Below are 24,588 nucleotides of genomic sequence, written 5' to 3' on the forward strand. Positions count from 1 at the left end.
ATCAAACAACAACAAACTAGAATATGAAGAAAATGATTATAGCGGCCTGTGCCGTATTCGCATTGACATCATGCAGCGATTTTCTGGAAGAGACACCTGTAGGCGAACTGACTCCCGAACAAGCACAAGATCCCAATAACATCGAGGGATTGATTATCTCCGCCTATTCCATCCTAGACGGCCAGATGGACGATGCCAGCTCCGGCTTGAATTCAGGATGCTCCAACTGGCAATTTGGCGATGTGATCTCAGACGATACCTACAAAGGCGGAGGTGGTACGGGAGACCAGAACCCGGTTCACTTGATGGAAATCTTCCATATCGACCCGACTATCCAAGATTACAATCGGAAATGGCTAGCCTTATACGAGGGCGTGAACCGCTGTAACCAAGCGATCCGTATCCTCAAAGGCAGCGATTATGATAAAAAGGAGACCCGTATCGCCGAGATGCGTTTCCTGCGTGCCCATTTCTATTTCAACTTAAAGATCATCTATAACCAGATCCCATATTTCGACGAGAGTGTCAGCGATCCTTCCGCGTTCGCCTCTATCTCGAATAAGGAGTATACATCCGATCAATTATGGGAGAAGATACTGAATGATTTTAAGGCCGCCTACGAAGGTCTCCCGGATTCCCAGCCGGATGTGGCACGTCCATGCAAGATGACGGCCCGGGCTTATATGGCTAAAGTTTACTTGTTCCAAGGCAAATGGCAGGAATGCGCTACAGCGACGGATGAGGTGATCAATTCCGGCAAATACCAGCTACTCCCCGACTTCCGGAATATCTTCTTGCCGGAAAATGACAACTGCCCTGAAATTTTATTTTCAGTCCAAGCCTCTATCAACGATGGCTCCCCGAACAACTACAACGGAAATCCGGGCGACCGTTTGTTACCTCCGGGAGGCCCTTATCCCAACTATGGTTTCCTTCGTCCTTCCCAAAACCTAGTAAACGCTTATAAGACCGACTCCAACGGCTTGCCTTTGGAAGACGGCATAGACGTTTCGGAAAATGATTATGTAGACACCCGCCTAGACCACACGGTAGCCCGCCCCGGAATCATGTTCCTAGATGTCCAACTCTATGACTGGACTCCTCGTGAGGCTACGGTTTACGGTCCGTATAGCCCGAAAAAACGTATTGTCTCCAAGAACTCAAGTTACTATTTGGCTATCTGGCCATACGTAAACGCATTGAATGTTTATATTATTCGATATGCGGACGTGTTATTGTGGCGTGCCGAAGCTGCTATCGAACTAGGCGATTTGACTACCGGATTGAAATACATCAACCAAGTTCGCGAGCGTGCCATGAACAGCCAGACCGTAAAAACCGCTGACGGGACAGCGGATGCCGCCAAATACCGGATCGGATTATATCCGTCATTTTCCGACAAAGAGGAGGCGATCCGAGCCTTACGTACCGAACGACGTCTGGAATTCGCCTTAGAAGGTGAACGTTTCTTTGATCTAGTCCGTTGGGGAATCGCCTCAGACGTGATGAACACTTATTTCGAGCATGAGAAGACATTCCGCTCTCATCTCCAAAATGCCCGTTTCATCAAAGGGACCCACGAATACGGCCCGATACCGCAAGCGGTTATAGACCTTGCGAAAAATGGAATCATCGAGCAAAACCCAGGATATTAATGGGAATGCTCCCATTCTTCTTAAAAGAAATAGCTCCTATCCGAATATTCGGGCAGGAGCTATTTACATTTGTCTTTATATCGTCTCTTTATAACTTATCCCTTAAAAACCTACCGGTATAGGATGCCTCGCAAGCCGCGATCTCCTCCGGTGTGCCGGCACAAACCAGCTGCCCGCCGGCCTTTCCGCCTTCCGGTCCTAAATCGATCACATAATCCGCACATTTGATCACATCCATATTATGCTCGATAATTACCACGGAGTGACCTTTCTCGATCAAGGCATTGAAAGCTTTCAACAAAGTCTTGATATCATGAAAATGTAAACCGGTCGTAGGCTCGTCGAAAACGAACAAGGTAGGTTGCTGCTTCTCTTGGCCCAAGTAATAAGCCAGTTTCACACGTTGGTTCTCACCACCGGATAAAGTGGAGGAAGTCTGTCCCAGCTTGATATAGCCCAAGCCCACGTCTTGCAGCGGTTTCAAGCGTTTCACGATCTTCTTCTCTTGGGAGCCGGAACCTTTCTCGAAGAACTCGATCGCTTGATTCACGGTCATTTCCAATACATCGTATATGTTAGCGCCTTGATACTCTACATCCAATACATCCTGCTTGAAGCGTTTGCCGTGGCAAGCCTCGCATTCCAAGGTGATATCCGCCATAAACTGCATCTCTACCGTGATCTTGCCCTCGCCCTTACATTCCTCGCAGCGACCTCCTTCTTTATTAAAGGAAAAATAAGCGGCGTTATATCCCATCTGCTTCGCTAGAGGCTGCTCGCCGAATAGTTTACGGATCTCGTCGTAAGCACCGATATACGTCACGGGGTTCGAGCGAGAACTCTTTCCGATCGAGTTCTGGTCTACAAACTCAATCGCCTGAATCATATTCAAATCACCACTGATACCGGAGCAATCTACGGTCAGACGGGCGGCATCATCCAAATGGCGTTTCACGCCCTCGTAGAAAATATCACGAACCAAGGAACTTTTACCCGAACCGCTCACGCCGGTAACCACCGTCATCACGTTCAAAGGAAACTTCACGTCCACGCCCTTTAAGTTATTCTTCCGAGCCCCTGTCACTTCTATATAATTATTCCACGGACGGCGATAAGGCGGGATCTCGATCTGATCCTCTCCCGTCAAATAACGTACCGTATGGCTATCGGTACATTTCCGGAGGTTATTCACATCGCCTTGATAAACAACCTCACCCCCCAAACGCCCCGCTTTCGGACCGATATCGATGATATAATCCGCCGCACGGATAATCTCCTCATCATGCTCCACCACGACCACGGTATTCCCCAAGGCTTGCAACTGTCGCAATACCTTGATCAGCAAATCCGTATCCCGGGAATGCAGACCGATACTCGGCTCATCCAAAATATACAACGAACCCACCAAGCTACTACCCAACGAGGTAGCCAGATTGATACGTTGGCTCTCTCCTCCGGATAAAGAGGCCGAGAGGCGATCTAAAGCCAGATAACCCAACCCCACATCCAACAGGAATTGCAAGCGATTATTGATTTCCGTGAGCAAACGTTTAGCGATCGCCGTATCCGTCTCGTCCAGTTCCAGTTGATCAAAGAAAGCCTTTGCCTCCGAAACCGGCATCGTCACCAGCTCGGCGATATTCTTACCGCCCACTTGCACATACAGCGCTTCCGGCCTCAAGCGGCTCCCCTTACAAACCGGGCAAGTCGTCTTTCCCCGATAGCGGGCTTGCATCACCCGGTATTGTATCTTATAAAGATTCTCTTCCACGAACTTAAAGAAATCGTCGATGCCGTGTAAACCTCTCGCCCCATGCCACAACAAGTCTTTCTCTTTCTGTGTCAAGTCGTAATACGGGCGGTGGATCGGGAAGTTATATTTCTCGCTCTTCACGATAAAGTCTTTCAGCCATTCCCCCATCACCTCACCTTTCCAGCAAACCACGGCTCCTTGGTAGACAGACAAACTTTTATCAGGCACCACCAGATTCTCATCGATGCCCAGCACCTTACCGAATCCCTCACAGGTCGGACATGCGCCCAACGGATTATTAAAGCTAAACATCATATCGGTAGGCTCCTCGAATATCATGCCATCCGCCTCGAACTTCTTCGAGAATTCCTTCACGACTACCCCTTCCTCCGTATAAATACGGATCAAACAGGTACCATGGCCCTCAAAGAAAGCGGTCTCGGCCGAGTCTGCCAAACGGCTTTTCAAGGTCTTATCGTCCGATACCGTCAGGCGGTCCACCAACAACTCGATCGGGTAAGACAGCAACTCCTCGCTCGCCAGTACCTCCGAGATACGATATACCGTATCATTTACCGACAGACGGGCATATCCTTCTTTCCGCAAGATCTCCAGCTGCTCCTTCATATCCCGGCCTTCCGGCAAGACAACCGGAGCGAATACGGCAAAACGAGTTCCTTCGGGATATCGCATGACCTCCTTGATAATATCGCTCACCTGATGTTTTTTCACCTCGGTGCCGGAAACCGGCGATATCGTCTTTCCGACGCGAGCATATAACAAGCGTAAATACTCATAAATCTCGGTAGATGTACCGACCGTGGAACGCGGATTACGGGTATTCACCTTCTGCTCGATAGCGATAGCCGGCGGTATTCCCTTAATATAGTCGCATTCCGGCTTACTCATCCTCCCCAAGAACTGGCGGGCGTAAGCGGATAAACTCTCTACATACCGGCGCTGTCCCTCCGCATAAAGGGTATCGAACGCCAACGATGATTTTCCACTCCCCGACAGCCCGGTTATCACCACCAGCTTGTCCCTCGGAATCTCTACATCTATATTTTTCAAGTTGTTGACACGTGCCCCCTTGATGAAAATCGAATTGCTCTCAGACATATTACCTTTATCTTTTTCTTTAACGCAAAGATAGCCAAAACTAACCGATTCTGCCCTATCTTCATCGAACTAATTCACACAGTTAGACAGGGTGTGCCTCGTCTCTACTGCCAAGTAAATAAAATAACAAGGGTGAAATATTTCATATTTACAGGGAATCTTCTACATTTGTTGAAAATTTCATAGACAAACACAGCAAGGCACCCATGTACATTAAATATTTTCGCTTCTTAGTAGCGATTCTCTTTTGTGCGATAACCTCATGTTCTACGGTTCGCGAGAAGCCTCGTCCGGCTACAAGTACGGGCAAGGAGGCCAAGCGAGAGTTTAGGGGAGCATGGATACAGACCGCTTTTCAAGGCGAATACAAGGATATGACTCCCGCCCGGATGAAAAAAGACTTCATCCGCAAGCTTAATTACCTGCAAGCATGCGGCATCAACGCCATCATCTTTCAGGTGCGCCCCGAGGCGGACGCTTTCTATAAATCCGATATCGAGCCGTGGAGCCGCTTCTTCACCGGAGAGCAAGGCGTAGCCCCGGCAGGTGAGTTCGACCCGATGGCCTTCCTGATCCAAGAATGCCATAAACGGAACATGGAGTTTCACGCTTGGTTGAATCCTTACCGGGCGAGCACGGCGGGAAACACCCGTTTCGCCGATTCCCACATCTATCATAAGCATCCCGAATGGTTTGTCACCTATAATAAACAAATCCTTTTCGACCCGGGATTGCCGGAAAGCCGTCAGTTTATCTGCCGGGTAGTGCGTGATATCGTCGGCCGTTACGACGTGGACGCTATCCATATGGACGATTATTTCTATCCCTATCCCGCGGCGGGTATGCCTTTCCCGGATGATAACAGCTTCCGGAAATACGGCTTGCGAAAAGGATACAGCGAGGCGCAAAGGAACGATTGGCGCCGGGAGAACGTGAATACCCTGATCCGGGAATTGAAACGTACCATCCTGCTCACCAAGCCTTGGGTACGCTTCGGTATCAGTCCCTTCGGCATCTACCGCAACAAGAAAAGCACCGCGGACGGATCGGGTAGCAATACCAACGGTCTGCAAAACTACGACGACCTCTACGCCGATATCACCTATTGGGTACAGCAAGGTTGGATCGATTATAACATCCCCCAGATCTATTGGGAGATCGGACACCCGGCGGCCGATTACATCACGCTTATCAAATGGTGGGACAAAAACGCCAACGGAGGTCATTTATATATCGGGCAAGACGTGGCCCGCACCATGAAAGCGGACCAATTAACCCGCAAGATGCGTTACGAGCGTGCCTTGCCTCACGTGAGCGGCAATTGTTTCTGGCCCGCCAATGAGATTCTATGGAACAACAAGGGCGTAGCCGACAGCCTGAAACGAAACTACCACCGTTACCCGGCCCTTATCCCGGCCTATACCCATATGCATAACCGTCCGCCAAAAGATGTAAGCAAGCTAAAGGCCGAATGGACACCTAAAGGCTTCTTGTTACATTGGCAAGCGGAGCAAAGCCCCACGAATCCGGAGCTAGCCTCCTATTTCGTGGTCTATCGCTTTAACGACAAGGAGCCGATAGACACGAGCGATCCCTCGAAGATCGTGGCTATCACCCGGGAAACCGGCTACTTGATGCCTTACGAGAAAGGAAAGGTAAAATATCGCTATGTAGTGACCGCCGTAGATCGCTTTCACAACGAGAGCGAGGGCAAGACAAAGAAAGTAAAATTATAAAGACAACAATATATGTTAACCGACCATCGCTGCACCAAATATACCGACTGTTCCTCTTGTAGTTTCTACCAGAGGGACATATTCAAGTATCGTCTTTATCCGAAAGGGTACGTGATCCCTCAGACAAGATGCATGCAGAACATGGTCTTTTTCCTAGTCAAGGGAGAGATCTGGCTGAACAGCGAGGAGCACCCGGACACCACGTTCCGGGGCGGACAGTTCGTATTGCAACCGATCGGCTCGAAAGTGGAGTGCAAGGTACTCGACTACACCGAATGTATCATCTATCTCTTCGAGCGTCCGCAAAACATATGCGACAATCGTTTCAACAAAGGCATCTCCATCGTGGAGAACGAACGCCAGCAGCCCATCGTAATGACGATGGTCCCGCCGATACAACTCTTCATCGAGGGCATGAAGCTTTACCTCAACGATGATTTAAGATGCTCCGGACTGATGCAAGCCAAACGCTCGGAGATGGTCTACTTGCTGAACTGCTACTACCCCATCAAGGAGCTAGCCGCCTTTTACGCCCCGATTTACCGGTATAGCCACAGTTTCCAGTATTTCGTGATGCAGAACTACCAGAAGGCGAAAGACGTGGAGACCTTCGCCCAATTGGGAGGCTACAGCGTACCCACCTTCCGCCGTATCTTCAAGGATACGTTTGGAGAGCCCGCTTATCAATGGATGCTGAAACGCAAATGCCAAGACATTCATAACGACCTTATCATGACAGAGCTTTCCATATCCGAGATTTGCTACAAGTATGGCTTTGAATCGCTTTCTAACTTCTCGCACTTCTGCAGGGCTAATTTCGGCCAATCTCCCCGCTCTGTCCGTTCTCTAAAGGATGAAAATACATAATATTCAATGATTTTTTTTAAATCTCTCAACTTTTGCAACTCTTTGGACAAAAATAACAATTCTCCCCTTTAGCATTCCCTATACATTTGCGTTCAGAAGGTCAATCATAATTGATTTTCAAAGACAACTAAAATGTATAGGTACAATAAGACAAGTATTATCTTAAAGATCTCTATCGCGGTTTTATTCATTATCGGCATGGTGCTGGAATGTAGTTGCGAGAGATCCGAGGAACCGGAGAAAAGAGGCACGGGCTACATCACTTGCACCCTTCGTTGGGATAGCGTGGTAGCAGGTTCCCCGGTACCGGAGAAACTTCGCTATTGTATCTACCCGTCGGAGGGCGGGCCGATGATACAGACGGACGGGAACGCCAATGGCATCACCCTGTTCTTACCACCGGATAAATATAATGTATTGGTTTTCAATTACGACGCGAAAAACATAGGTTTTCGTAATATGTCGAAGTTCGAGGAAGCGGAAGCGTATATCTCCTCTCTAGAGGATCTGGAGGCATGTCAAGACGAGGTGATCCCGTTATATGTCGCCACGATCCGTTCGGTAGAGGTTGAGGGGGACACGGAGAAGCATAAGGAATTGACCTTGTCGCCGTTTTTCCTATCGAAGGATAGTTCCTTGAATCTAAGCAATGAAAGGAAAGGGATCGCAAACAATATCAACGGGCTAAAGAAAACGAGTATCCGATGAGAGAGAGCCGGTTATTTATCATCCTGATCTCGCTTGTCATGGGATTGGCGGGATGCTCGAAAGAGACAATGATCGGCGAGTATGTAGACCGTTGCGCCGTGCGCCTCGACATAGATTGGGGCCCTTGCGGTATCGACCCGGATGGTATGACCGCGCTCTTTTACCCGGTCGATGGAGGGGAGCCAAGCCGTTTCCTTACCAACACGGTGACGGGCGACGAGGTGCGATTGAGGAAAGGGATCTATAACGTAGTGGTATTTAACCAAGCGGCCGAAGAATACAGTTATCTCACGATCGAGGGTCAAGATCAATACAGCACCCTGCGGATCGTGATGAAGACGACGGATAGCGATTGGTACACGCCCACCGAGGGAGAGCGGCTGATCTACGATCCGGAACCTTTAGCGGTAGCTACATTGGAGGGTTTTGAGGTGACGCAAGAGATGGTACGGGCGAACCTTAAGGAGGGAAAGGAGTTTTCCTTGGCTTGCCGGCCCGAGAAGGTAATCTTCACGACCCATCTGTCCTTAGAGATAAAAGGATTGCACAACGTGCGGACTGCGAGGGGATCGATTAAAGGGATGGCGGATACATATTGGATAGCGGATAGAAAGACCGGGAGTAGCGTAGCGACGCAACTCGTGGACTTCTCGGAAAAGACCTTTCACGAGAACTCAACGACCGACGGTATCTTATCCGGCTCTTACTTGACACTCGGCAGACCGAACGTCACATCGAAGGCCACGGACGAGATCAGTAATTTGCTTACGCTCTCCATCTTATTGGTCGATAACAAAACGGTCATTACGAAGCAATATGATATAGCTCCACGTGCCGCGATCAATAATGAGACGAAAGAGGTGAAAGTGGTGTTGGGTACCGGAGCTGATCCGGACGAGGAGGAAACTCCCGAGGATATTCCGCTGGAATTGCCAAACGTAAAGCCGGCAACTAATGGCGGCGAAGGGGGATTCGACGCAAGTGTAGACAATTGGGGAGATGAGACGAATATCGTAATCCCCGCATAGATATAGAATGATAAATAGTAACAACATAAAACAACATTAAAAGACTAAGCGTTATGAAGACAAATTTATTCATCGCAGCATTAAGCCTAGTAGTATTGGCGGGCTGCTCAGGCGAAGATGAGATTGATACATTAGTAGCTAAGAGTGATAATGCGATTACTTTCGGGACTTATGTGGGGAAACAGACGAAGGCGACAGAAAAGAGTGCATTTGAGAAAAATGATACATTCGGAGTTCTAGGGTATTATGCTAAAGGAGGAACATATAGTCAATTCTCAGCGAATTTCATGTCAAACGAGAAGATGACAATGCAGGAGGGTGGAACTTGGTCATATACAAATACTAAATATTGGCCAGAAAACGCTACAGATAGTATCTCATTCGTCGCTTACTACCCTAGCAGTATTAGTACAACAGTAACAAATGGCTCAATATCTACTGAGTTCACGGTTGCAGATACCCCTTCTAATCAAAGCGACTTTATGTGGTCATCTATTAGAAGTGCAAGCAAAGATAATAAACTAGGAAAAGAAATCAATGGTAAAGAAAACACATCAACAAGTAAAGATAATGTTACATTCAAATTCCAACATGCTCTTTCTAAAGTTATATTCAAAGCTAAATTAGCAGAAGAGATACCTACTACAGGTGAAGGTGAGTCCGCTACTCCTGTTGCTACTGTTTCTATTACCAATATATCTATTGCTGATTTAGCAAACAAAGGAACTTTCACGATAGCTAATGATTTAAGAACTGGCTCATGGGGAGCAAATCCAGCAGGTAAGCAATCATATGCTATTTTTGAAGCAAACGCAGAGAGTCCCAAAGCTATCGACGTTACCTCCTCAACAAATGCAACGGATGCCATAGGAGAATCTCTTTTAACAATTCCTCAAAGCGTTAGTGGCAAAACAATCACAGTAAAGTATAATGTAACATACAAACAACCAAGTCTCACAGTTCCAAATGAGGTCACTATCACTATACCGGCCGATGCGACTTGGGCTTCTAATACGATTTACACTTATACTCTTAAAATATCCTTAACAGAAGTTTCTATGGAGACTGGCTTTGAAAAATGGGAAAATGGTGGTTCTGAATTGCCAAGCAAGTAATTCAGATTTGTAACTTCCACTGTTTTCATTCTTATAGTTAAGGGATTAGGCTTCTTCAACATAGAAGATCTAATCCCTTAATTAATTTTTAATAGCCGGTCTTCATATCATCGCCTCTCTTCTCAATCATAAAATCCATTCTCATAAAAACATGCCATCCTAATATCTAGCAAGGACTACTTATGATAAAACAAATATCAGAAGCCCTTCCGATAGCGATACAGTTGTTATCCCATCTTTTTGCTCAATATAAGCCGTATATCGTGACAATCCCTTCCACCTACAATCACGAAACAACACCAAAGACATCCCCATAAACCGCCTTTTTCCCCTCGAAAGTCCCCCTTTTCACACACAATAGGTCGCGAAAGCCAACGCGAAAGGCCGCGTTAGGCGACACATATGGTTACGTTGGGCATCGTAAGCAGCTAAGAATAGGGTTATAACCTAATGAGAAAGGCGTTATAACCTTATTATAACCCTATCGTAACCTTATGGAATCGCCCAAACACCCGGCAAACCATGAGTTACGATGAATTAATTTCGCTAGAATAAAAGGCCATTTTCCAACATCTGTCTGTCTACTAAACAATTGCTGTTTTTTTCTTGCGTATTTGGAAGCGAGACGTACATCCGCCCGAAATAATCGACTCTCACGGACTTCCGTTTACATTTTGTCAAAATGTCAATCCGCGAGGAAACTTCTCCCCACATAGCATACGGATATCAATTATTCTTCCTATATTTGCGATAATCCCTCATATCTAAGCGTAGGTCACTGAAGGAGGACATAAGTTAACGAAGAGCGTTTAAAGATATTATCCCGTATTGAAATCTGGACAATTTCATATCCATGGATAATAGACAATAAACGCTCACGTCGGTGCTATATTTACCAGTAATCGCTCTGGACGATATAACAGCATGGCGTGGGCTATTGTTTATTACATGGATAGGGCCGTCCAGAGCCTCAATACGGTAATATCAATAGTTTCCACGCTTCTGTATTTTTAGCCCGGCAACCGATGGAGACAGGTTGCCCTTATCCATTAAATGAAGACGATCCTCCTGTTACCCGTCTTGTCGCTATGGCTCCTGCTTGCCACGCAAGCCCATGCCCAAGTCTATCACCTACATTTATCCGACAACACTTGCCGGATAACAGAATGCGTTGATACTCCACAAGGCATCAAGCCCTTGGGTCAGACATGGAAAGGAAACACCTTCCATGATCGTTTCACGCTAGATTTCGATCGCGCTATCTTTAGGTGGGAAAAGGAAGGAAAAGAGACGTATGCCAACAAGATCATCAACCACACTGCCAAATACGCTCACCACTCATTCTCCACGGAGCAGATTACCGCCAACCTCACCATCAACAGCCATCGAGCCGTCCTTCAACTTATCCACTTTCAGAATGGCCAATGGATACAAGTCACTTATTTTTGCGAGATAGGGAATTAACGGCTCATGCGAACATCTACAACATCTACCACTTATACTTGATATTTGTACTTTTTATTTGTGAGTGAAAATTCCAGCCTTAAAAAAGGAGGCCTTAAAGTTTACGATAAACATCTTCAAAAGGTACTCTGCAACGTTCTCCCCAAATGCCTTTATTTCCATCCCGTATCCCACAAGGAATAGCCATGTTTATTTCAGCACCATGAGGTAGTTTCAATGTCCTTTTTAGCCGACGGCTGTCCAGCCCTTCTAAGGGGCACGTGTCATAGCCTTCGTTTGCCATCGCAATCATAAACGTTTGTGCGGCAAGCGCACAGGATTTATGGGCTGTCACACGTATGTCATTCTCGGAAACTTCAAGCATCATAGGACGGAAAATACTGATTATATTAGCCAACAATTTCCTGAGCAATCCGAGAATACCGAAGAACCGGGCATAAACAAAAGGCATCAATATACCGTAATATATTTCCCGATCCTTAATACGTTTGGCCTGACGTTCTTTAGGACTGTAACGACGAATGTTCTCCCGTTCAAAATTGAGTACGAATCGCGCATGTTTCTTGTACCAGTCACGCCGAACCACAAAAATGACAATTTGTGAAGCGGTAGAAGCCGCTTTCTGACCAAGGCAGTCCCTTGAAATTTTTGCCAATAATTCAGGTTCTGTAATATGGTAAAATTCCCATAATTGCATATCAGAACTGTTAGGAGCCAATGTAGCCAGTTCCAAACAATGTTTTACCTTTTCCGTATCTATTGGTTTTTCTTTATCATACACCCGTACAGAACGACGATGATGAAGGACTTCATCTAAATTCATAATGATACTGATTTGAATTAAACATTTATTCCCAGCTGATTACTTCAGCCATTTATTATTGTGCTTTATTTAATTGCCGCATAACGACCTTCGCCATTTCTTTAGAACTGAACGGGTCCTGCCCAGTAATCAGATTATTATCTACAACTATTTTTGAAGTCATAGGTATCAATGCTTTTTCATAATCCGCTCCTCTCTCTTTCAACAACGCTTCAAGATCAAAAGGCACGTCTTCTTTTCTTCTGGCAAGACTTTCTTCAAACCAACTGAATCCCGTCAGCTTTTTGCCTTTAATCATATATTCGCCATTGGATAGTTTGGCATTCAACAACCCACTGACCCCGTGGCAGATGGCCGACACTATCCTCCCACTTTCATCCTGTTTCCTTACGATAGTCTTTAAAGCTTCATTGTCAGGAAAGTCATACATCGCACCGTGTCCGCCGGCTAAATAGACACAATCAAACTGTTGTTCCAACAGGTTATCCAAACTGTTTGCATGATCCAACAGCTTTTTGAATTCTGGCTTTTCCCAATACTTTTCGGACATTTCATCTAAAAAAATTGGTTTTAAACTTTCGGGATCAATGGGAGTATAACCTCCTTTCGGATTGGCTACCGTTATGTCATAGCCGCTTTCTTTTGCACTATGATAGATATGAGTAAACTCACTAAGCCATAATCCGGTCGCGAGTTTCCCATTGGCAAAAGTCCCTGTGCTAGTAACTATTATTAAAATCTTCATGATAATCAAATTATTGATTCATATTCTTTAAAAGAAAACATACACATGGATAGATTGTTTTTCAGAATATGGAATCTTTAACATAATCCGAAAATATGAAAACCTGCAAATCCTTTCAAATGCTATCTCTATCCACCAGCATTCGATAAGGAGAAATTACCGATCCCTTTCCTATTACCTCCGGGAGGAAGCAATTTGATGAATATTGTTTCCATGATGCCCAAGTTGAAAGAAGAATTAAGAACTATTTTCAACGACTATGGCTTGAAATATGTCTTCGATACCAATAGCCAGGAGATTAAAGTAATGAAAGAAAAGAAACCGGGAGAGATATTTTTAATTCCATTTCATTCCATAGCCGATACCCTGCAGCGTATGATTTTCTACAAAGCGGCTATTGAAAGTAACAGTGAGTCCGCATTAGTTTTTGAAGAACCGGAAGCCCACTCATACCCTCCTTTCATATCAAAGGTAACGCAGGATATTATCCAATCGGACAGAAACCAGTTTTTTATAACGACACACAGTCCTTATGTGGTTAACGACTTTCTGGAATTACCGAGTGACAAACTTGCCATTTACCTAGTTGACTTCAGGAATGGGGAAACTTTCGTGAAAAGAGCCAGTGACACAGAAGTACAAGAAATGTACGAATATGGCATCGACCTATTTTTCAACACTGAAACATAGCGAAAGATACAGAACACATTGCAGGCACAAGCCCATACCCAAGTCTACCGCCTACGCTTATTCGACAGTACTTGCAGGATAACGGAATGCGTTAAAAACTATTTTACGGAATGTCCAAATGTTCTGTCAATACGTTTACGAATGTTCGTAATGGCGCACCTTCATAATTATCCAACTCCCCAACCAAGATCAGAGCGGCGTTCTTCATCCATGGGTGGTATGGAATCGATAGTTCATAGGGGATTTCCCGGATCAGTTCCGGGGTGTTCTTGATTACCGTATAAGTGTCGCCATCGGCGGCTTTCTTGCCTTCGAAAACTAAGGTGCGGTCGTACATTTTTTGCTTGTTTGCCCCGTTTAGTACTACCGGGGCCATGACTACGGAATCTCTGTCGCTACGCAACATCGGCATCAAGGACAGGGTTTGATATCGTCCCACGGAGAGTCCGCAGACACTGATCGTTAGGTCTAGACGCAAGGAGTTGCCCTCCCGCTCGATGCGGTTTTGCTTCACGGAGACTTGCCCCCGGTAAGATTGTATAGGCACCTGCGCTCCTGCCGGAAGAACAAGGCCGATCACAAGCAAGCATATATAAATGAATGTCTTCATAGATTTATCTCTTTATTTGATGATGTAAACGATACTGATACCCGCCTTTGTTAATCCCCAATACTCGTTGCGGAACTTGCCGATAGGCGCATCTCCTCTAGGAAAAGCGTACTTATCATATTCGAAATGCAAGTATCCGAAACCCGCCGTGAACTCCACGTTCCAACGGGGCGACACGTATAACTGATAACCATAAGAGATACCGCCGCCATAAGCGTTACCGTTATAACTATTCTTTTTCTCCATCCCATACAGGAGCTTCAAACCGGCGAAATCGTAATCCATATACTGGGCATGAACCCCGAAGAAATGTCCGTTGAAACGCTCGTGTATCCAGTAGCGCGCCTCTGGTTGTATCATCCAATGCTTAAAGGACTTATCGCTCGAGAATGTCCAACCGTTATAATACCCCGATGCCTCAACCGACCAATGCTTGTTGAACGCGACCTCCGCCCCTACGTTCGGCGTAGTGATCGCGTCATAAAGCACATTGGTCTTCACGGCCACGACCTGTCCTTGAATATCCATAAAGGTTGACAAAAGAAATACTAACAGTAAATATAGTTTATTCATATCTCCCGGTTCATTAGGTTTGTTTATTTAAGAGGCAAAACCGTACAAATATAAATATTATTTATCAGTTCATTTGTACGTTAACTTATATAATATCCATGATTTACGGATGAAAAACGTTATCTTTGTAAAATAAATCCAGAATATGACTCATGAAGGCTAAATATATCGTGATTTTTTTCCTGTCACTCCTTTCGTTTGTCGCTTGCGATAAAGAGGAGGTCGTTATCCCTACTACCGCCCCTCGTACGGTTCTTATCTATTTCGCGGGGGATAATAGCTTGAGTGGATACGTGAGCCAAAACCTGAGGGCGATAAAGGAAGGGATTGAGCGAGATGGATTGAACAACGGCAATTTGTTGATCTATACGGATAAGCAGAACGAGGCTCCCCAGCTTTTTCAATTAAAGCTGGAAGCGGATACCATCCGGCAGATCGTGCTCGAGACCTACGACTCGAACCAGAACTCGGCCTCTACCGAGACGCTGACGCAAATAATCGACAAGGTACAAAAGGAATATCCGGCGGATAGTTACGGGTTGGTGCTGTGGAGTCACGGAACAGGATGGCTGCCTTCTGATATCTATAGTTATTTGCGTTCCTTCGGGCAAGACGGGAAAAATAATTTCATGGAGATCAATGATCTGGCCTCCGCTTTATCGAAGTATCATTTTGATTTTATTTTGTTCGACGCTTGTTATATGTCGTGTGCCGAGGTAGCTTACGCTTTCCGGGGATGTGCGGATTATATTATCGGCTCGCCAACGGAGATATTGGCGAACGGCTTCCCTTATCAATCGATAATGGGGGATATGTTCAAGAAAGAAGCTGATGTGGTGGGGATAGCGACAAAGTTTTATACGTATTATCAAAGTGAGGCAGGAACGATCTCGGTCATGAAAAGCGATGAGTTGGATGAATTGGCTGCTACTTGCCGTACCCTATTCCATGATAAGACGGAAAGAGATCTTTTCGCCGTACCCGTTAGCGAATTGCAGATCATGGAGTATTTGACGCCGAATTATCATGCCTTATATGATTTTGATGATTACGTGAGCCGTCTGGCCACGGAAGAGCAATATAACGCATTCAAGCGGAGCATGGAAAAGGCGGTTATTTACAAGGCTACTACACCCAAGGCGGTTTACGCTTATCCGTATCCGTATGGAAGCTATCTGCCGGTCAATAAATATAGCGGCTTATCTATCTACATCCCCCAAGAAGCCTTGCCCAAACTAAATGAGTGGTACAAGGATCTTGAGTGGTATAAAGATGTATATCAATGATTAAAACTCATCTCTTAGCCAGCGTTTACCACGAGGGGTATACAGGAATATCAAGAAACCTGCCGCCATTATAGAAATAACCGTAAAGAATACTGCTAATAACATATTTCTCTATTTTAATAATGCGCTTCCTACTCCCAATACAAGAGCGGCAAAAGTTAATTTTGACAAATCGAAGAAATACTTTGAAGTATTTTCTCTTCTGTTCTTCATTAAATCCTGAGCCGCTTTTCTTTTTTCAATGTTACCGTTATAGTTACTCATAGCAAAAATACTAATATTATTTCACAAATGAACTTATTTCACTAAAAACACTTCCTTATATCGTTTTACCTGTCCTTGAGGATGAACAAGTTCCGCATAGAAAATATAAACGCCGGTTCTCACCTTGGAACCATTTGCCGCAAGGCCGTTCCAAGTTAATTCACCTTCTATCCCTAATAAGTCATGATTTACCACCTCACTGATACGCCTTCCGGAGATATCAAATATCCAGGCCCTACAGGTATAGCCGGATTCATCAAGATGGTAGGAGATCGTATATTCCTTCGTTGCCTCAGAATAAACGGGAGACTCTATGCCCGTGACCTCGCCTTCATCTTGCTTTCCATATTGGGAATTCCGATAGCCGGGCGTACCGTATCCCGCCGTGGCCGAAGCCGAGGTCCAATTCATCTCATCCTGCGTATCGCTATCAGGATTAATCCGCTCCAAGGCAATCCCCTTCTCGTTTTTCACGGATGGAGCATGCCATTTAGAAGTATAACGAATCTCATCGATCATAACCTCATCTTCTGTACGAAACAGGACTAACGTAGCGGAGGTATTTGCCAAGACCGGAAGTTTTAATTCATGCAAAGCATCCGGCGAAGATATCAGATAAAAATCGCTCACTCCTCCCATACTTTTAGTCAGCAACACATAATCTTGTGGTTCTACCGGAGAGACTATAGAAGATAAAGGATAATGCGAACTCAATGTACCATCGGATTTACGAGTAGCAACAGACAGTCCGGCCAAAGGCAATGTCCGGTCCGAACGATTATAAAGCTCGATATACTCACTCCCTTCCGGGTAAGGATTCGGCAACAACTCATTAAAAACGATCTCATTGGGTAAGACTATAATGTCCGTGGGGATACCCGGTTTATGGGGAGTGTCCGGACGATCTGGATCTTCTGGTTCATCGTCAGGAGAAGAGTTCGCGGAACCCGGCGTGCCTCCTCGCTCATCCGTTGATAAATGAAAGCCGGTTTCAGAACGTTCCCAAGCGATACCGACTTTCGCTTTCTCATAGGCAATCCGGTCGATCTCCTTACCGGAAGGATCGAATAAAGCAAGCTCCTTCCCCGTGTTTACCAACGACGCCGGGAATTTATCCAAGGGCAGATCCAGCCCCGCATCATCAATATGTATATCCCTACCGGACCGATAAAGCACGACATACCCATCCGCATCCAAGAGCAAAGCTGTCAATACCGTTGGCTTACTACCATATAAGAATGACCAACCATTTAACTCTATAGCCTTATCCGTCGTATTATAAAGTTCCACATACTCCGTTTCCGGAAAAGCCTTTTGTCCTTTCGGATCAGCCATCACCTCATTAATACGGATACTACCGGCGGGGAAAGAAGGAGTATCCGGCACTTCCGGTTCCTCCGGAACGTCGGGCTCTTCTTCATATTCTAACCGAATCTCGGTAGAACTCTCCGGAATCTTATTTCCCTCAAGATCCATTAACCCCGAGCACAACAAATCATAACCCATACCAACCTTCAACTCCTTATCAAAGCTGATATTCACATGGATCCGCATATCATCCGCATAGGTCATACGAGAAGCATTACCGATACCCGATATAGAGAATATCGCCTCACGGATATCCACCGGAAGATTATATTGTAATTGGAAAACAGACTCGGTGATCGGTTGGATAGCAAGAAGCCGCGGAAGAACCAACGGCTCATCGGGCTCATTGGGTTCTTCTGGCTTTTCGGGAGTATCCGGCTTCTCTGGTTCGATCGAGATATTATCGGATATAATGATGTAGTTACACGCAAAATCATTTACTCGAGTTTTAGAATAGCGGCATTCAAAACGTAGTTGTCCCCCTTTACATGAAGAAGAAACTTCAGACTCACAACTCCCTATCAAGACAAACCTACCCTTCTCTAGCACATATAAGTTCCATATCTTATGATTTTCTAAAGTAAGTTTCACTTTCAAATCCACGGCTCCCAACAAGACATCGAGCGCTTTCTCTATTAAGATCTTTGGATTCTTCTCCGTTGCGGTATGTTTCCGAAAAGTTATCGTTTTCTTATTACTGCCGATTTGGACATAATAATCGTTTTTTAATCCAAGCATCCTCTGATCATCTAAATAAACATGTAGCCGGATATGGTTTTGATCGCTTGGTTTGAAATCCATCCGAATCTCAAATTCCCATTCCATTGTAGCGGAATAAACGAGAGGAGTTTCTATGGAAACACTTTTCCGGGTAGGATCCGCACGTGAGACCAGCCATCCGTTCTCAATCACAAAGCAATCTAAATCACCCGTCCAAGGGTTATCCGATGTAATCTCCGGTCCATTAAATGGTTCTTTTAACTGGGGATAAGCGCAAAGCGGAAGTAAAAACGCAAGAATTAATAATAATTGTTTCATAGCTATATCGTTTTAGTTATAAATTTCTCTATCTTTGCACCCTAATAAGTTACAACTGTAAATAATAGGGCGCAAAAGGCAAAAATATGAAAGCCCTTTACAGACAGCAAAGTTATAACTATTTTACATTATTCAAATTAAATCAGTGCTCAAAATGAAAGTAGCAATTGTTGGTGTAAGTGGAGCCGTAGGACAGGAGTTCCTGCGTGTACTCGACCAGAGAAACTTCCCGATGGATGAGCTGGAACTTTTTGGCTCATCTCGTAGTGCCGGACGTGTTTATACCTTCCGTGGTAAACAGTATACCGTTAAGGAACTGAAGCATAACGACGACTTTAAGGGAATCGATGTTGCTTTTGTTTCAGCCGGCGGTGGTACTTCCAAGGAGTTTGAGAAGACGATCACGAAACATGGTACGGTGATGATCGATAACTCCAGCGCGTTTCGTATGGACGAGGATGTTCCATTGGTCGTACCGGAAGTAAACCCGGAGGATGCTTTGAATCGTCCTCGTGGTGTGATCGCTAACCCGAATTGTACCACGATCCAGATGGTTGTAGCGTTGAAGGCGATCGAGAACTTATCTCATATCAAGCGTGTTCACGTATCTACTTATCAAGCTGCCAGTGGAGCAGGTGCTACCGCTATGGCTGAGTTGGTAAAACAATATGAGCAACTATTAAAGGGCGAGGAGCCTACAGTGGAGAAATTTGCTTATCAATTGGCATATAACGTAATCCCTCACGTAGACGTATTCACGGAAAATGGCTATACGAAAGAGGAGATGAAGATGTATAACGAGACCCGTAAGATCATGCACTCGGATATCGAGGTGAGCGCTACTTGTGTTCGCGTACCGGTTATGCGTGCGCATAGCGAATCTACTTGGGTAGAGACAGAGCGTCCGATCAGCGTGGAAGAGGCTCGCAAGGCTTTCGCCGAGGCTGAGGGTGTGGTATTGCAGGATGAACCGGCAAACAAGGATTATCCGATGCCGTTGTTCGTAGCGGATCACGATCCGGTTTACGTAGGCCGTATCCGTAAGGATATCAGCAACCCGAATGGTTTGACATTCTGGACCGTGAGCGACCAGATCAAGAAAGGCGCCGCTTTGAACGCCGTACAAATCGCCGAGTACTTGCTAAAGGTGGGTAATATCAAATAACAGACAACTTTGTAAATTCTATATACGTGGAAGCGGGATCAAGAGAATACTCTTATCCCGCTTTTTTATGCTTAGCGTAATTCCTCCATGCCTTCTCAAAACGTATAAATCAATACGCCCAATACCCGATGGTTGGTTATCGAATGTGTGTCATGAATCCGTCCGCCATCTTGCAAATCCACATTGCCATACCATGCGATGGAAGGGCTATATTCAACACCTAATTTCCAGTGCGGAAGATTATACGAAAGTTGCAGGTTGGTCGTAAATACCTGATCTACGTCCAGACCTACGCCATAGGTTTTGCCTACCAGTGCCTCATTCGCTCCCAAGTTCTTCAAATAGCCTAAGAACAAACCCGGTTTCCATTTCTTTCCGTACACGATATTCAACCAAGAAGTAGAGAAGAGATACGGCGAATATTCCTGTTCGCCGGTACGTGGGTCGATAGAGGTGACGCCGTAACCACCCAACATACAAGTCTGCGTCAAGTTAGAAGCCAGCAAGGTTTTCGCCATCACCAACCAATTCGCGTCCTGATATTTCACGTGCGCCTCGCCGGATACGGAAGAAACCCGCTCGCTGACTTTATAAATCTTGCCATCCACCTCGTTCTGCGTTCTCGGCACTAACGACAAGATTTCCATACCGGCTCCTACCTGCCAACCGGGTTTCTTATAATCCACCCCGAGATAGACTTCCGGCACGCAACTATTCTTGATATATTCCTCGCTCTTTCCGTTCGGTCCAGCCGATAGATATTGCAACTGCCATAGAACCGACCCGGTCAATTGCCACCCATTGTCCGTATAACGATAACGAATTTGCGGGCTGCGGTTAAAGGGCTGGAACGGGGCGCCGGTAGAAAGATTCAACATCTGTGGAAAGACCTCGCCAAATAGCGGATGCCATGTCTGTCCGATCAAGACAGCGGACTTGCCCCAATCCAGATTCACATAGGCATGACGGATACGGAGCACCGCCCAATTGCTACCCGAACCCCGGAAATCGGCCTCCAGTTTCAAGGAAGTCTTGGCCGAACCAACCTTCGGTCCTTGTACATCGATTCCCAAACGGGAGTAAAGCAGGTAAAAACTACCGTTCGGACTAGCGTTCAAGTCCTTGCCATCCGCATCCAACGCCACGTCCTTCGGATATAGGTGGAACAAACCATCCACGATCTCGGCATTCGCACGGGAATTATAGAACAAGTCTCCACGTACCTGTCCGTAAAATTTGTAAGAGAAGTTTTTCTTTTGCGCCTGTACGCATACCGCCATACATAGGCCGATCAAAAGAAGCAAGTTGCGTTTCATTTCCATTCCGGTCAATCTATCTTTAAAAATAATACATCATCAAACCTAATATACGATGATTCGTTATCGCATGTGTTTGCTCGATACGTCCGCTCTCTAAGTCGGTCGTGCCATAATAAGCTGTCGCCGGACAATACTCGAAACCGAACTTCCAATGCGGTAAATTATACGATACGTTTAAGCTGACGGTTATTAATTGATCGATATCCAATCCCATACCATACACCTTATCCGCTGAGACCAAGGACTTCCCGGTTCCCAAATTCTTCGTATATCCGACGAAAACTCCCGGTCTCCATTTCGTTCCGTAGGCGAAATTCACCCATGTCGTAGAATGGCGAAAAGGCGTATATCCCTGCTCGCCCGTACGGGAGTCCACCGAGCTCACCCCGTAACCGCCCAATAAAGCGGTATGATCCAAGGCTGAGGCCATCAAGGTTTTCGCCGCAAAGGTATAGTTTCTTCCGCTATACTTCAAATGTGCCTCGTAAGAGAATGCGGTCATTCGCTCGTTCACCTTAAAAGTTTGCTCCTTCCATTCCGTGGAAGTACGGGGTTTCAAGGAGATCATATGAGCGCCGAGCCCCATCAACCAACCATCCGCAGGGGTAAAATCCGCCCCCACGAACATCTCCGGAATGCAGCTATTCTTAATATAATCCTCGCTCATGCCTTTCGGTCCGCTGGAAAGGTATTGTAATTGCCACAACACGGAAGCCGTCAATTGTACCCGGCTATTCGCCTTATACTGGTAACGGATCTGAGGGCTACGGTTGAAAGGCTGGAACGGCGCTCCGGTGGAAAGATTCAAGACATCCGGCATCACGGCGCCAAACAAGGGATGCCACGTGATCCCTACTAATACCGCCGATTTTCCCCAATCCAAGTTTACGTATGCCTGCCGGATACGTAACATCGTATTACTACCGGAAAAACCGCCAAAGTCCGTCTCTATCTTAGCGGAGGAACGAGCCTTGCCGATATCGGGACCCGTCACGTCCAAGCCCAAGCGGGAAGTGAACGTATAGAAACTGCCATTCGGCGTGGCGTTCAAATCCTTGCCATCCGCATCAAAACTCTTATCCAAAGGATAGAGATAAAAGTTCCCATCGATCGGAGCCATATTAGCCCGGGAATTGTAGAAAAGATCTCCACGGACGAAGCCGTAGAATTTGTAAGTGAAGTTTTTTCTTTGCGCTGTCGTAGAAAATAAGGCTAGCATCCCCACGAGCAACAGGGTAATCCGTCTCATTATAATTCAGTTTGTTATTTTTCTTACCTTATAAGCCGCGAATGTATATATTTTTACGGATTCAATTTGAAGAAACGAAATATTATTTGTTCCTTTGCTTCCAAGTTGTAAGCCTTAAAGGTCAAATTAGATTAATATTGTAAACACCAGATAAAGAAAATGAGTACTAAAAAGTTTTTGCTAGAAGAAAAAGATATACCTACGGCATGGTATAATATCGTAGCGGATATGAAGAACAAACCGCTGCCGATCTTAAATCCACAAACTAAACAGCCCTTAAAGGAGGAAGATTTATATCCTCTATTCTCGAAAGGCGTCTCTCATCAAGAAATGAACACGACAGACACATGGATCGAGATCCCCGATGAAGTACGCGAGCTTTATAAGGTATGGCGACCGACTCCGTTGGTTCGTGCCACCGGATTGGAAAAAGCGCTGGATACGCCCGCTCATATCTATTTCAAGAACGAGAGTGTAAGCCCGATCGGTTCACATAAGTTGAATTCGGCCTTGGCTCAGGCTTATTATTGTAAACAAGAGGGTACGACAAATATCACGACCGAGACAGGCGCCGGACAATGGGGTGCCGCTCTTTCTTATGCGGCAAAAGCTTTCGGCTTGGAACTTGCCGTTTATATGGTAAAGGTTAGTTACCACCAGAAGCCCTACCGTCGTTCGATCATGCAGACTTTCGGAGCACAAGTTGTTGCCTCCCCGAGTATGAGTACGAAAGCCGGACGTAAGATCTTGACAGACCATCCTAATTATCAAGGTAGTCTAGGTACCGCCATCTCCGAGGCGGTAGAGCTGGCCATGCAGACACCGAACTGTAAATATACATTAGGTAGCGTATTAAACCACGTTATGCTGCATCAGACCGTTATCGGACTGGAAGCTGAGAAACAAATGGAAATGGCTGGCGAGTACCCCGATGTCGTTATCGGTTGTTTCGGTGGTGGTTCCAACTTCTCCGGTATCACATTCCCATTCCTGCGCCATAAACTAACGGAAGGTAAGGATATCCGGGTTATAGCGGCGGAACCGGCATCTTGCCCGAAACTTACAAGAGGGCAATTCCAATATGACTTCGGAGATGAGGCAGGCTATACCCCATTAATCCCGATGTTCACGTTGGGACATAATTTCTCTCCAGCGAATATCCATGCGGGAGGTTTGCGTTATCATGGCGCCGGCTCCATCGTCAGCCAGTTGATGAAAGACGAATTGATGAGCGCCGTGGATATCAAGCAATTGGATACCTTCAAGGCCGCTACCTTATTCGCACAAGCGGAAGGAATCATACCGGCCCCGGAATCATCCCACGCTATCGCCGCGGCTATCCATGAGGCAGAGCAAGCCAAAATCGAAGGTAAACCTCGTACGATCTTGTTCAACTTATCGGGCCACGGCTTGATCGATATGGCCGCTTACGACCAATATCTATCCGGCGATCTAACAAACTATGAGGTAACGGATGAGGAAGTAGCTAACAATTTGAAAGATTTGGAGAAAATCATCTGATAAAAACAAGAAAAGGGGCGATACCAAATCGCCCCTTTCCCTTATTTGTCTATGAAAGTCTTAATTTAAAGTATGTATTATGAGAAAATTTCTTCGTAATTAGTACTCGGGATAATCATGTTCTGGACATTTAAGCTAAAGTTTTTCTTCTTCTTATCCCACATACCGTAATTTGTCTTTATCTCTCCACTTTGATCATCATATTGATAAGTGATCTGATAGAATGGAACCCATTCGTCGTTTGTCCGATCCCAACGAAACGCTTTCTTCTCGGAAACCTTGCCGTTCTCGTTGTACTGGAACTCATATCTTACCTGTTTGTTCAACAGTCCGTTTTCCTGTAAGAATACCACTTTAGAGATAATCTTACCATTCTCCTCTTTTGTATCATATAGATAATCTTTAGGAGACGCTGCGCTTATCGCTAAACTACACATGAAAGTAAAAACTAGCGCAAGAATACTTTTACCCCAAACTGATGTCTTCATACTA

General features: G+C 45.7%; 21 protein-coding genes. 11 read left to right on the forward strand and 10 right to left on the reverse strand.

The window, feature by feature from the left end:
* Nucleotides 1-23 precede the first annotated feature (23 nt).
* Nucleotides 24-1,655: a RagB/SusD family nutrient uptake outer membrane protein gene (locus tag QVP94_RS08255; RefSeq protein WP_011967255.1), complete on the forward strand. Its 1,632-nt coding sequence runs from the start codon at nucleotides 24-26 to the stop codon at nucleotides 1,653-1,655.
* Between the two features lie 88 nt (nucleotides 1,656-1,743).
* Here the strand turns inward: QVP94_RS08255 and uvrA are convergent, their stop codons facing one another.
* Nucleotides 1,744-4,527 (reverse strand): excinuclease ABC subunit UvrA, encoded by a 2,784-nt coding sequence (gene uvrA, locus QVP94_RS08260; RefSeq protein WP_022192356.1) that lies wholly within the window; start codon nucleotides 4,525-4,527, stop codon nucleotides 1,744-1,746.
* A gap of 206 nt (nucleotides 4,528-4,733) precedes the next feature.
* Between uvrA and QVP94_RS08265 the strand changes: the two genes are divergently transcribed.
* The 6 genes from QVP94_RS08265 (at nucleotide 4,734) to QVP94_RS08290 (ending at nucleotide 11,445) form a co-directional block, all read left to right on the forward strand.
* Nucleotides 4,734-6,263 (forward strand): glycoside hydrolase family 10-like protein, encoded by a 1,530-nt coding sequence (locus tag QVP94_RS08265; protein WP_022192357.1) that lies wholly within the window; start codon nucleotides 4,734-4,736, stop codon nucleotides 6,261-6,263.
* Between the two features lie 12 nt (nucleotides 6,264-6,275).
* Nucleotides 6,276-7,130: a helix-turn-helix transcriptional regulator gene (locus QVP94_RS08270; protein WP_005859912.1), complete on the forward strand. Its 855-nt coding sequence runs from the start codon at nucleotides 6,276-6,278 to the stop codon at nucleotides 7,128-7,130.
* A gap of 132 nt (nucleotides 7,131-7,262) precedes the next feature.
* Complete coding sequence (locus QVP94_RS08275; RefSeq protein WP_009275253.1) at nucleotides 7,263-7,838, forward strand: DUF5119 domain-containing protein; 576 nt, start codon at nucleotides 7,263-7,265, stop codon at nucleotides 7,836-7,838.
* The gene (locus QVP94_RS08280) at nucleotides 7,835-8,866 is read left to right on the forward strand and encodes a DUF5119 domain-containing protein (protein WP_009016595.1); all 1,032 of its coding nucleotides are present in this window, start codon (nucleotides 7,835-7,837) and stop codon (nucleotides 8,864-8,866) included. Before QVP94_RS08275 ends, QVP94_RS08280 begins: the two co-directional genes overlap by 4 nt.
* 53 nt (nucleotides 8,867-8,919) lie before the next feature.
* Nucleotides 8,920-9,981, forward strand: a complete 1,062-nt coding sequence (locus tag QVP94_RS08285) for a fimbrillin family protein (protein ID WP_022192358.1) — start codon at nucleotides 8,920-8,922, stop codon at nucleotides 9,979-9,981.
* A 1,053-nt stretch (nucleotides 9,982-11,034) separates the two neighbouring features.
* Nucleotides 11,035-11,445 carry a hypothetical protein gene (locus QVP94_RS08290; RefSeq protein ID WP_022192359.1) on the forward strand — a complete coding sequence of 137 codons (411 nt, stop codon included), beginning with the start codon at nucleotides 11,035-11,037 and terminating at the stop codon, nucleotides 11,443-11,445.
* A gap of 94 nt (nucleotides 11,446-11,539) precedes the next feature.
* Here QVP94_RS08290 and QVP94_RS08295 read toward each other — a convergent pair whose 3' ends face one another.
* Both QVP94_RS08295 and QVP94_RS08300 read right to left on the reverse strand, forming a co-directional pair.
* On the reverse strand, nucleotides 11,540-12,268 hold the full coding sequence (locus QVP94_RS08295; RefSeq protein WP_011967249.1) for a nitroreductase family protein: 729 nt from the start codon (nucleotides 12,266-12,268) through the stop codon (nucleotides 11,540-11,542).
* A gap of 55 nt (nucleotides 12,269-12,323) precedes the next feature.
* Nucleotides 12,324-13,013, reverse strand: coding sequence for a type 1 glutamine amidotransferase domain-containing protein (locus QVP94_RS08300; RefSeq protein WP_022192360.1), 690 nt, complete (start codon nucleotides 13,011-13,013; stop codon nucleotides 12,324-12,326).
* Between the two features lie 216 nt (nucleotides 13,014-13,229).
* Between QVP94_RS08300 and QVP94_RS08305 the strand changes: the two genes are divergently transcribed.
* Entirely contained in the window at nucleotides 13,230-13,703 is a 474-nt protein-coding gene (locus tag QVP94_RS08305) for an AAA family ATPase (protein ID WP_232432029.1), read from the forward strand.
* Between the two features lie 103 nt (nucleotides 13,704-13,806).
* Here the strand turns inward: QVP94_RS08305 and QVP94_RS08310 are convergent, their stop codons facing one another.
* Nucleotides 13,807-14,313 carry a DUF3868 domain-containing protein gene (locus QVP94_RS08310; RefSeq protein WP_008772995.1) on the reverse strand — a complete coding sequence of 169 codons (507 nt, stop codon included), beginning with the start codon at nucleotides 14,311-14,313 and terminating at the stop codon, nucleotides 13,807-13,809.
* A gap of 12 nt (nucleotides 14,314-14,325) precedes the next feature.
* Nucleotides 14,326-14,886, reverse strand: a complete 561-nt coding sequence (locus tag QVP94_RS08315; protein ID WP_005863367.1) for a DUF3575 domain-containing protein — start codon at nucleotides 14,884-14,886, stop codon at nucleotides 14,326-14,328.
* 152 nt (nucleotides 14,887-15,038) lie between these two features.
* On the opposite strand from QVP94_RS08315, the gene QVP94_RS08320 reads away from it, so the two are divergent.
* Nucleotides 15,039-16,172, forward strand: a complete 1,134-nt coding sequence (locus QVP94_RS08320) for a clostripain-related cysteine peptidase (protein ID WP_022192362.1) — start codon at nucleotides 15,039-15,041, stop codon at nucleotides 16,170-16,172.
* Nucleotides 16,173-16,283: 111 nt separating this feature from the next.
* Here QVP94_RS08320 and QVP94_RS08325 read toward each other — a convergent pair whose 3' ends face one another.
* Together QVP94_RS08325 and QVP94_RS08330 are read right to left on the reverse strand one after the other, a co-directional pair.
* Entirely contained in the window at nucleotides 16,284-16,436 is a 153-nt protein-coding gene (locus QVP94_RS08325) for a DUF6722 family protein (RefSeq protein WP_008778811.1), read from the reverse strand.
* Nucleotides 16,437-16,469: 33 nt separating this feature from the next.
* Nucleotides 16,470-18,842 (reverse strand): lamin tail domain-containing protein, encoded by a 2,373-nt coding sequence (locus tag QVP94_RS08330; RefSeq protein ID WP_022192363.1) that lies wholly within the window; start codon nucleotides 18,840-18,842, stop codon nucleotides 16,470-16,472.
* Between the two features lie 154 nt (nucleotides 18,843-18,996).
* Here QVP94_RS08330 and QVP94_RS08335 point away from each other — a divergent pair, with 154 nt between their 5' ends.
* A complete protein-coding gene (locus tag QVP94_RS08335; protein WP_022192364.1) occupies nucleotides 18,997-20,007 on the forward strand; it encodes an aspartate-semialdehyde dehydrogenase in 1,011 nt (336 codons plus the stop codon).
* Nucleotides 20,008-20,102: 95 nt separating this feature from the next.
* On the opposite strand, the gene QVP94_RS08340 is transcribed toward QVP94_RS08335, so the two are convergent.
* Complete coding sequence (locus QVP94_RS08340; protein ID WP_029257155.1) at nucleotides 20,103-21,323, reverse strand: DcaP family trimeric outer membrane transporter; 1,221 nt, start codon at nucleotides 21,321-21,323, stop codon at nucleotides 20,103-20,105.
* A 22-nt stretch (nucleotides 21,324-21,345) separates the two neighbouring features.
* Complete coding sequence (locus QVP94_RS08345) at nucleotides 21,346-22,575, reverse strand: DcaP family trimeric outer membrane transporter (RefSeq protein WP_005859945.1); 1,230 nt, start codon at nucleotides 22,573-22,575, stop codon at nucleotides 21,346-21,348.
* Nucleotides 22,576-22,734: 159 nt separating this feature from the next.
* Between QVP94_RS08345 and QVP94_RS08350 the strand changes: the two genes are divergently transcribed.
* Nucleotides 22,735-24,096: a TrpB-like pyridoxal phosphate-dependent enzyme gene (locus QVP94_RS08350; RefSeq protein WP_005859947.1), complete on the forward strand. Its 1,362-nt coding sequence runs from the start codon at nucleotides 22,735-22,737 to the stop codon at nucleotides 24,094-24,096.
* Between the two features lie 77 nt (nucleotides 24,097-24,173).
* Here the strand turns inward: QVP94_RS08350 and QVP94_RS08355 are convergent, their stop codons facing one another.
* Nucleotides 24,174-24,584, reverse strand: coding sequence for a DUF3836 domain-containing protein (locus QVP94_RS08355; protein WP_005859949.1), 411 nt, complete (start codon nucleotides 24,582-24,584; stop codon nucleotides 24,174-24,176).
* Nucleotides 24,585-24,588 lie beyond the last annotated feature (4 nt).

Origin of the sequence: Parabacteroides sp. CAG:2, from assembly GCF_000436315.1 — a bacterium.
In the GTDB taxonomy this organism is placed as follows: Bacteria; Bacteroidota; Bacteroidia; order Bacteroidales; family Tannerellaceae; genus Parabacteroides; species Parabacteroides distasonis.

Excerpts from the sequence above, each read along its gene's own strand:
- QVP94_RS08255 (WP_011967255.1), top strand. The coding sequence starts at position 24 with ATGAAGAAAATGATTATAGCGGCCTGTGCCGTATTCGCATTGACATCA.
- uvrA (WP_022192356.1), bottom strand. The coding sequence starts at position 4,527 with ATGTCTGAGAGCAATTCGATTTTCATCAAGGGGGCACGTGTCAACAAC.
- QVP94_RS08265 (WP_022192357.1), top strand. The coding sequence starts at position 4,734 with ATGTACATTAAATATTTTCGCTTCTTAGTAGCGATTCTCTTTTGTGCG.
- QVP94_RS08270 (WP_005859912.1), top strand. The coding sequence starts at position 6,276 with ATGTTAACCGACCATCGCTGCACCAAATATACCGACTGTTCCTCTTGT.
- QVP94_RS08275 (WP_009275253.1), top strand. The coding sequence starts at position 7,263 with ATGTATAGGTACAATAAGACAAGTATTATCTTAAAGATCTCTATCGCG.
- QVP94_RS08280 (WP_009016595.1), top strand. The coding sequence starts at position 7,835 with ATGAGAGAGAGCCGGTTATTTATCATCCTGATCTCGCTTGTCATGGGA.
- QVP94_RS08285 (WP_022192358.1), top strand. The coding sequence starts at position 8,920 with ATGAAGACAAATTTATTCATCGCAGCATTAAGCCTAGTAGTATTGGCG.
- QVP94_RS08290 (WP_022192359.1), top strand. The coding sequence starts at position 11,035 with ATGAAGACGATCCTCCTGTTACCCGTCTTGTCGCTATGGCTCCTGCTT.
- QVP94_RS08295 (WP_011967249.1), bottom strand. The coding sequence starts at position 12,268 with ATGAATTTAGATGAAGTCCTTCATCATCGTCGTTCTGTACGGGTGTAT.
- QVP94_RS08300 (WP_022192360.1), bottom strand. The coding sequence starts at position 13,013 with ATGAAGATTTTAATAATAGTTACTAGCACAGGGACTTTTGCCAATGGG.
- QVP94_RS08305 (WP_232432029.1), top strand. The coding sequence starts at position 13,230 with ATGCCCAAGTTGAAAGAAGAATTAAGAACTATTTTCAACGACTATGGC.
- QVP94_RS08310 (WP_008772995.1), bottom strand. The coding sequence starts at position 14,313 with ATGAAGACATTCATTTATATATGCTTGCTTGTGATCGGCCTTGTTCTT.
- QVP94_RS08315 (WP_005863367.1), bottom strand. The coding sequence starts at position 14,886 with ATGAATAAACTATATTTACTGTTAGTATTTCTTTTGTCAACCTTTATG.
- QVP94_RS08320 (WP_022192362.1), top strand. The coding sequence starts at position 15,039 with ATGAAGGCTAAATATATCGTGATTTTTTTCCTGTCACTCCTTTCGTTT.
- QVP94_RS08325 (WP_008778811.1), bottom strand. The coding sequence starts at position 16,436 with ATGAGTAACTATAACGGTAACATTGAAAAAAGAAAAGCGGCTCAGGAT.
- QVP94_RS08330 (WP_022192363.1), bottom strand. The coding sequence starts at position 18,842 with ATGAAACAATTATTATTAATTCTTGCGTTTTTACTTCCGCTTTGCGCT.
- QVP94_RS08335 (WP_022192364.1), top strand. The coding sequence starts at position 18,997 with ATGAAAGTAGCAATTGTTGGTGTAAGTGGAGCCGTAGGACAGGAGTTC.
- QVP94_RS08340 (WP_029257155.1), bottom strand. The coding sequence starts at position 21,323 with ATGAAACGCAACTTGCTTCTTTTGATCGGCCTATGTATGGCGGTATGC.
- QVP94_RS08345 (WP_005859945.1), bottom strand. The coding sequence starts at position 22,575 with ATGAGACGGATTACCCTGTTGCTCGTGGGGATGCTAGCCTTATTTTCT.
- QVP94_RS08350 (WP_005859947.1), top strand. The coding sequence starts at position 22,735 with ATGAGTACTAAAAAGTTTTTGCTAGAAGAAAAAGATATACCTACGGCA.
- QVP94_RS08355 (WP_005859949.1), bottom strand. The coding sequence starts at position 24,584 with ATGAAGACATCAGTTTGGGGTAAAAGTATTCTTGCGCTAGTTTTTACT.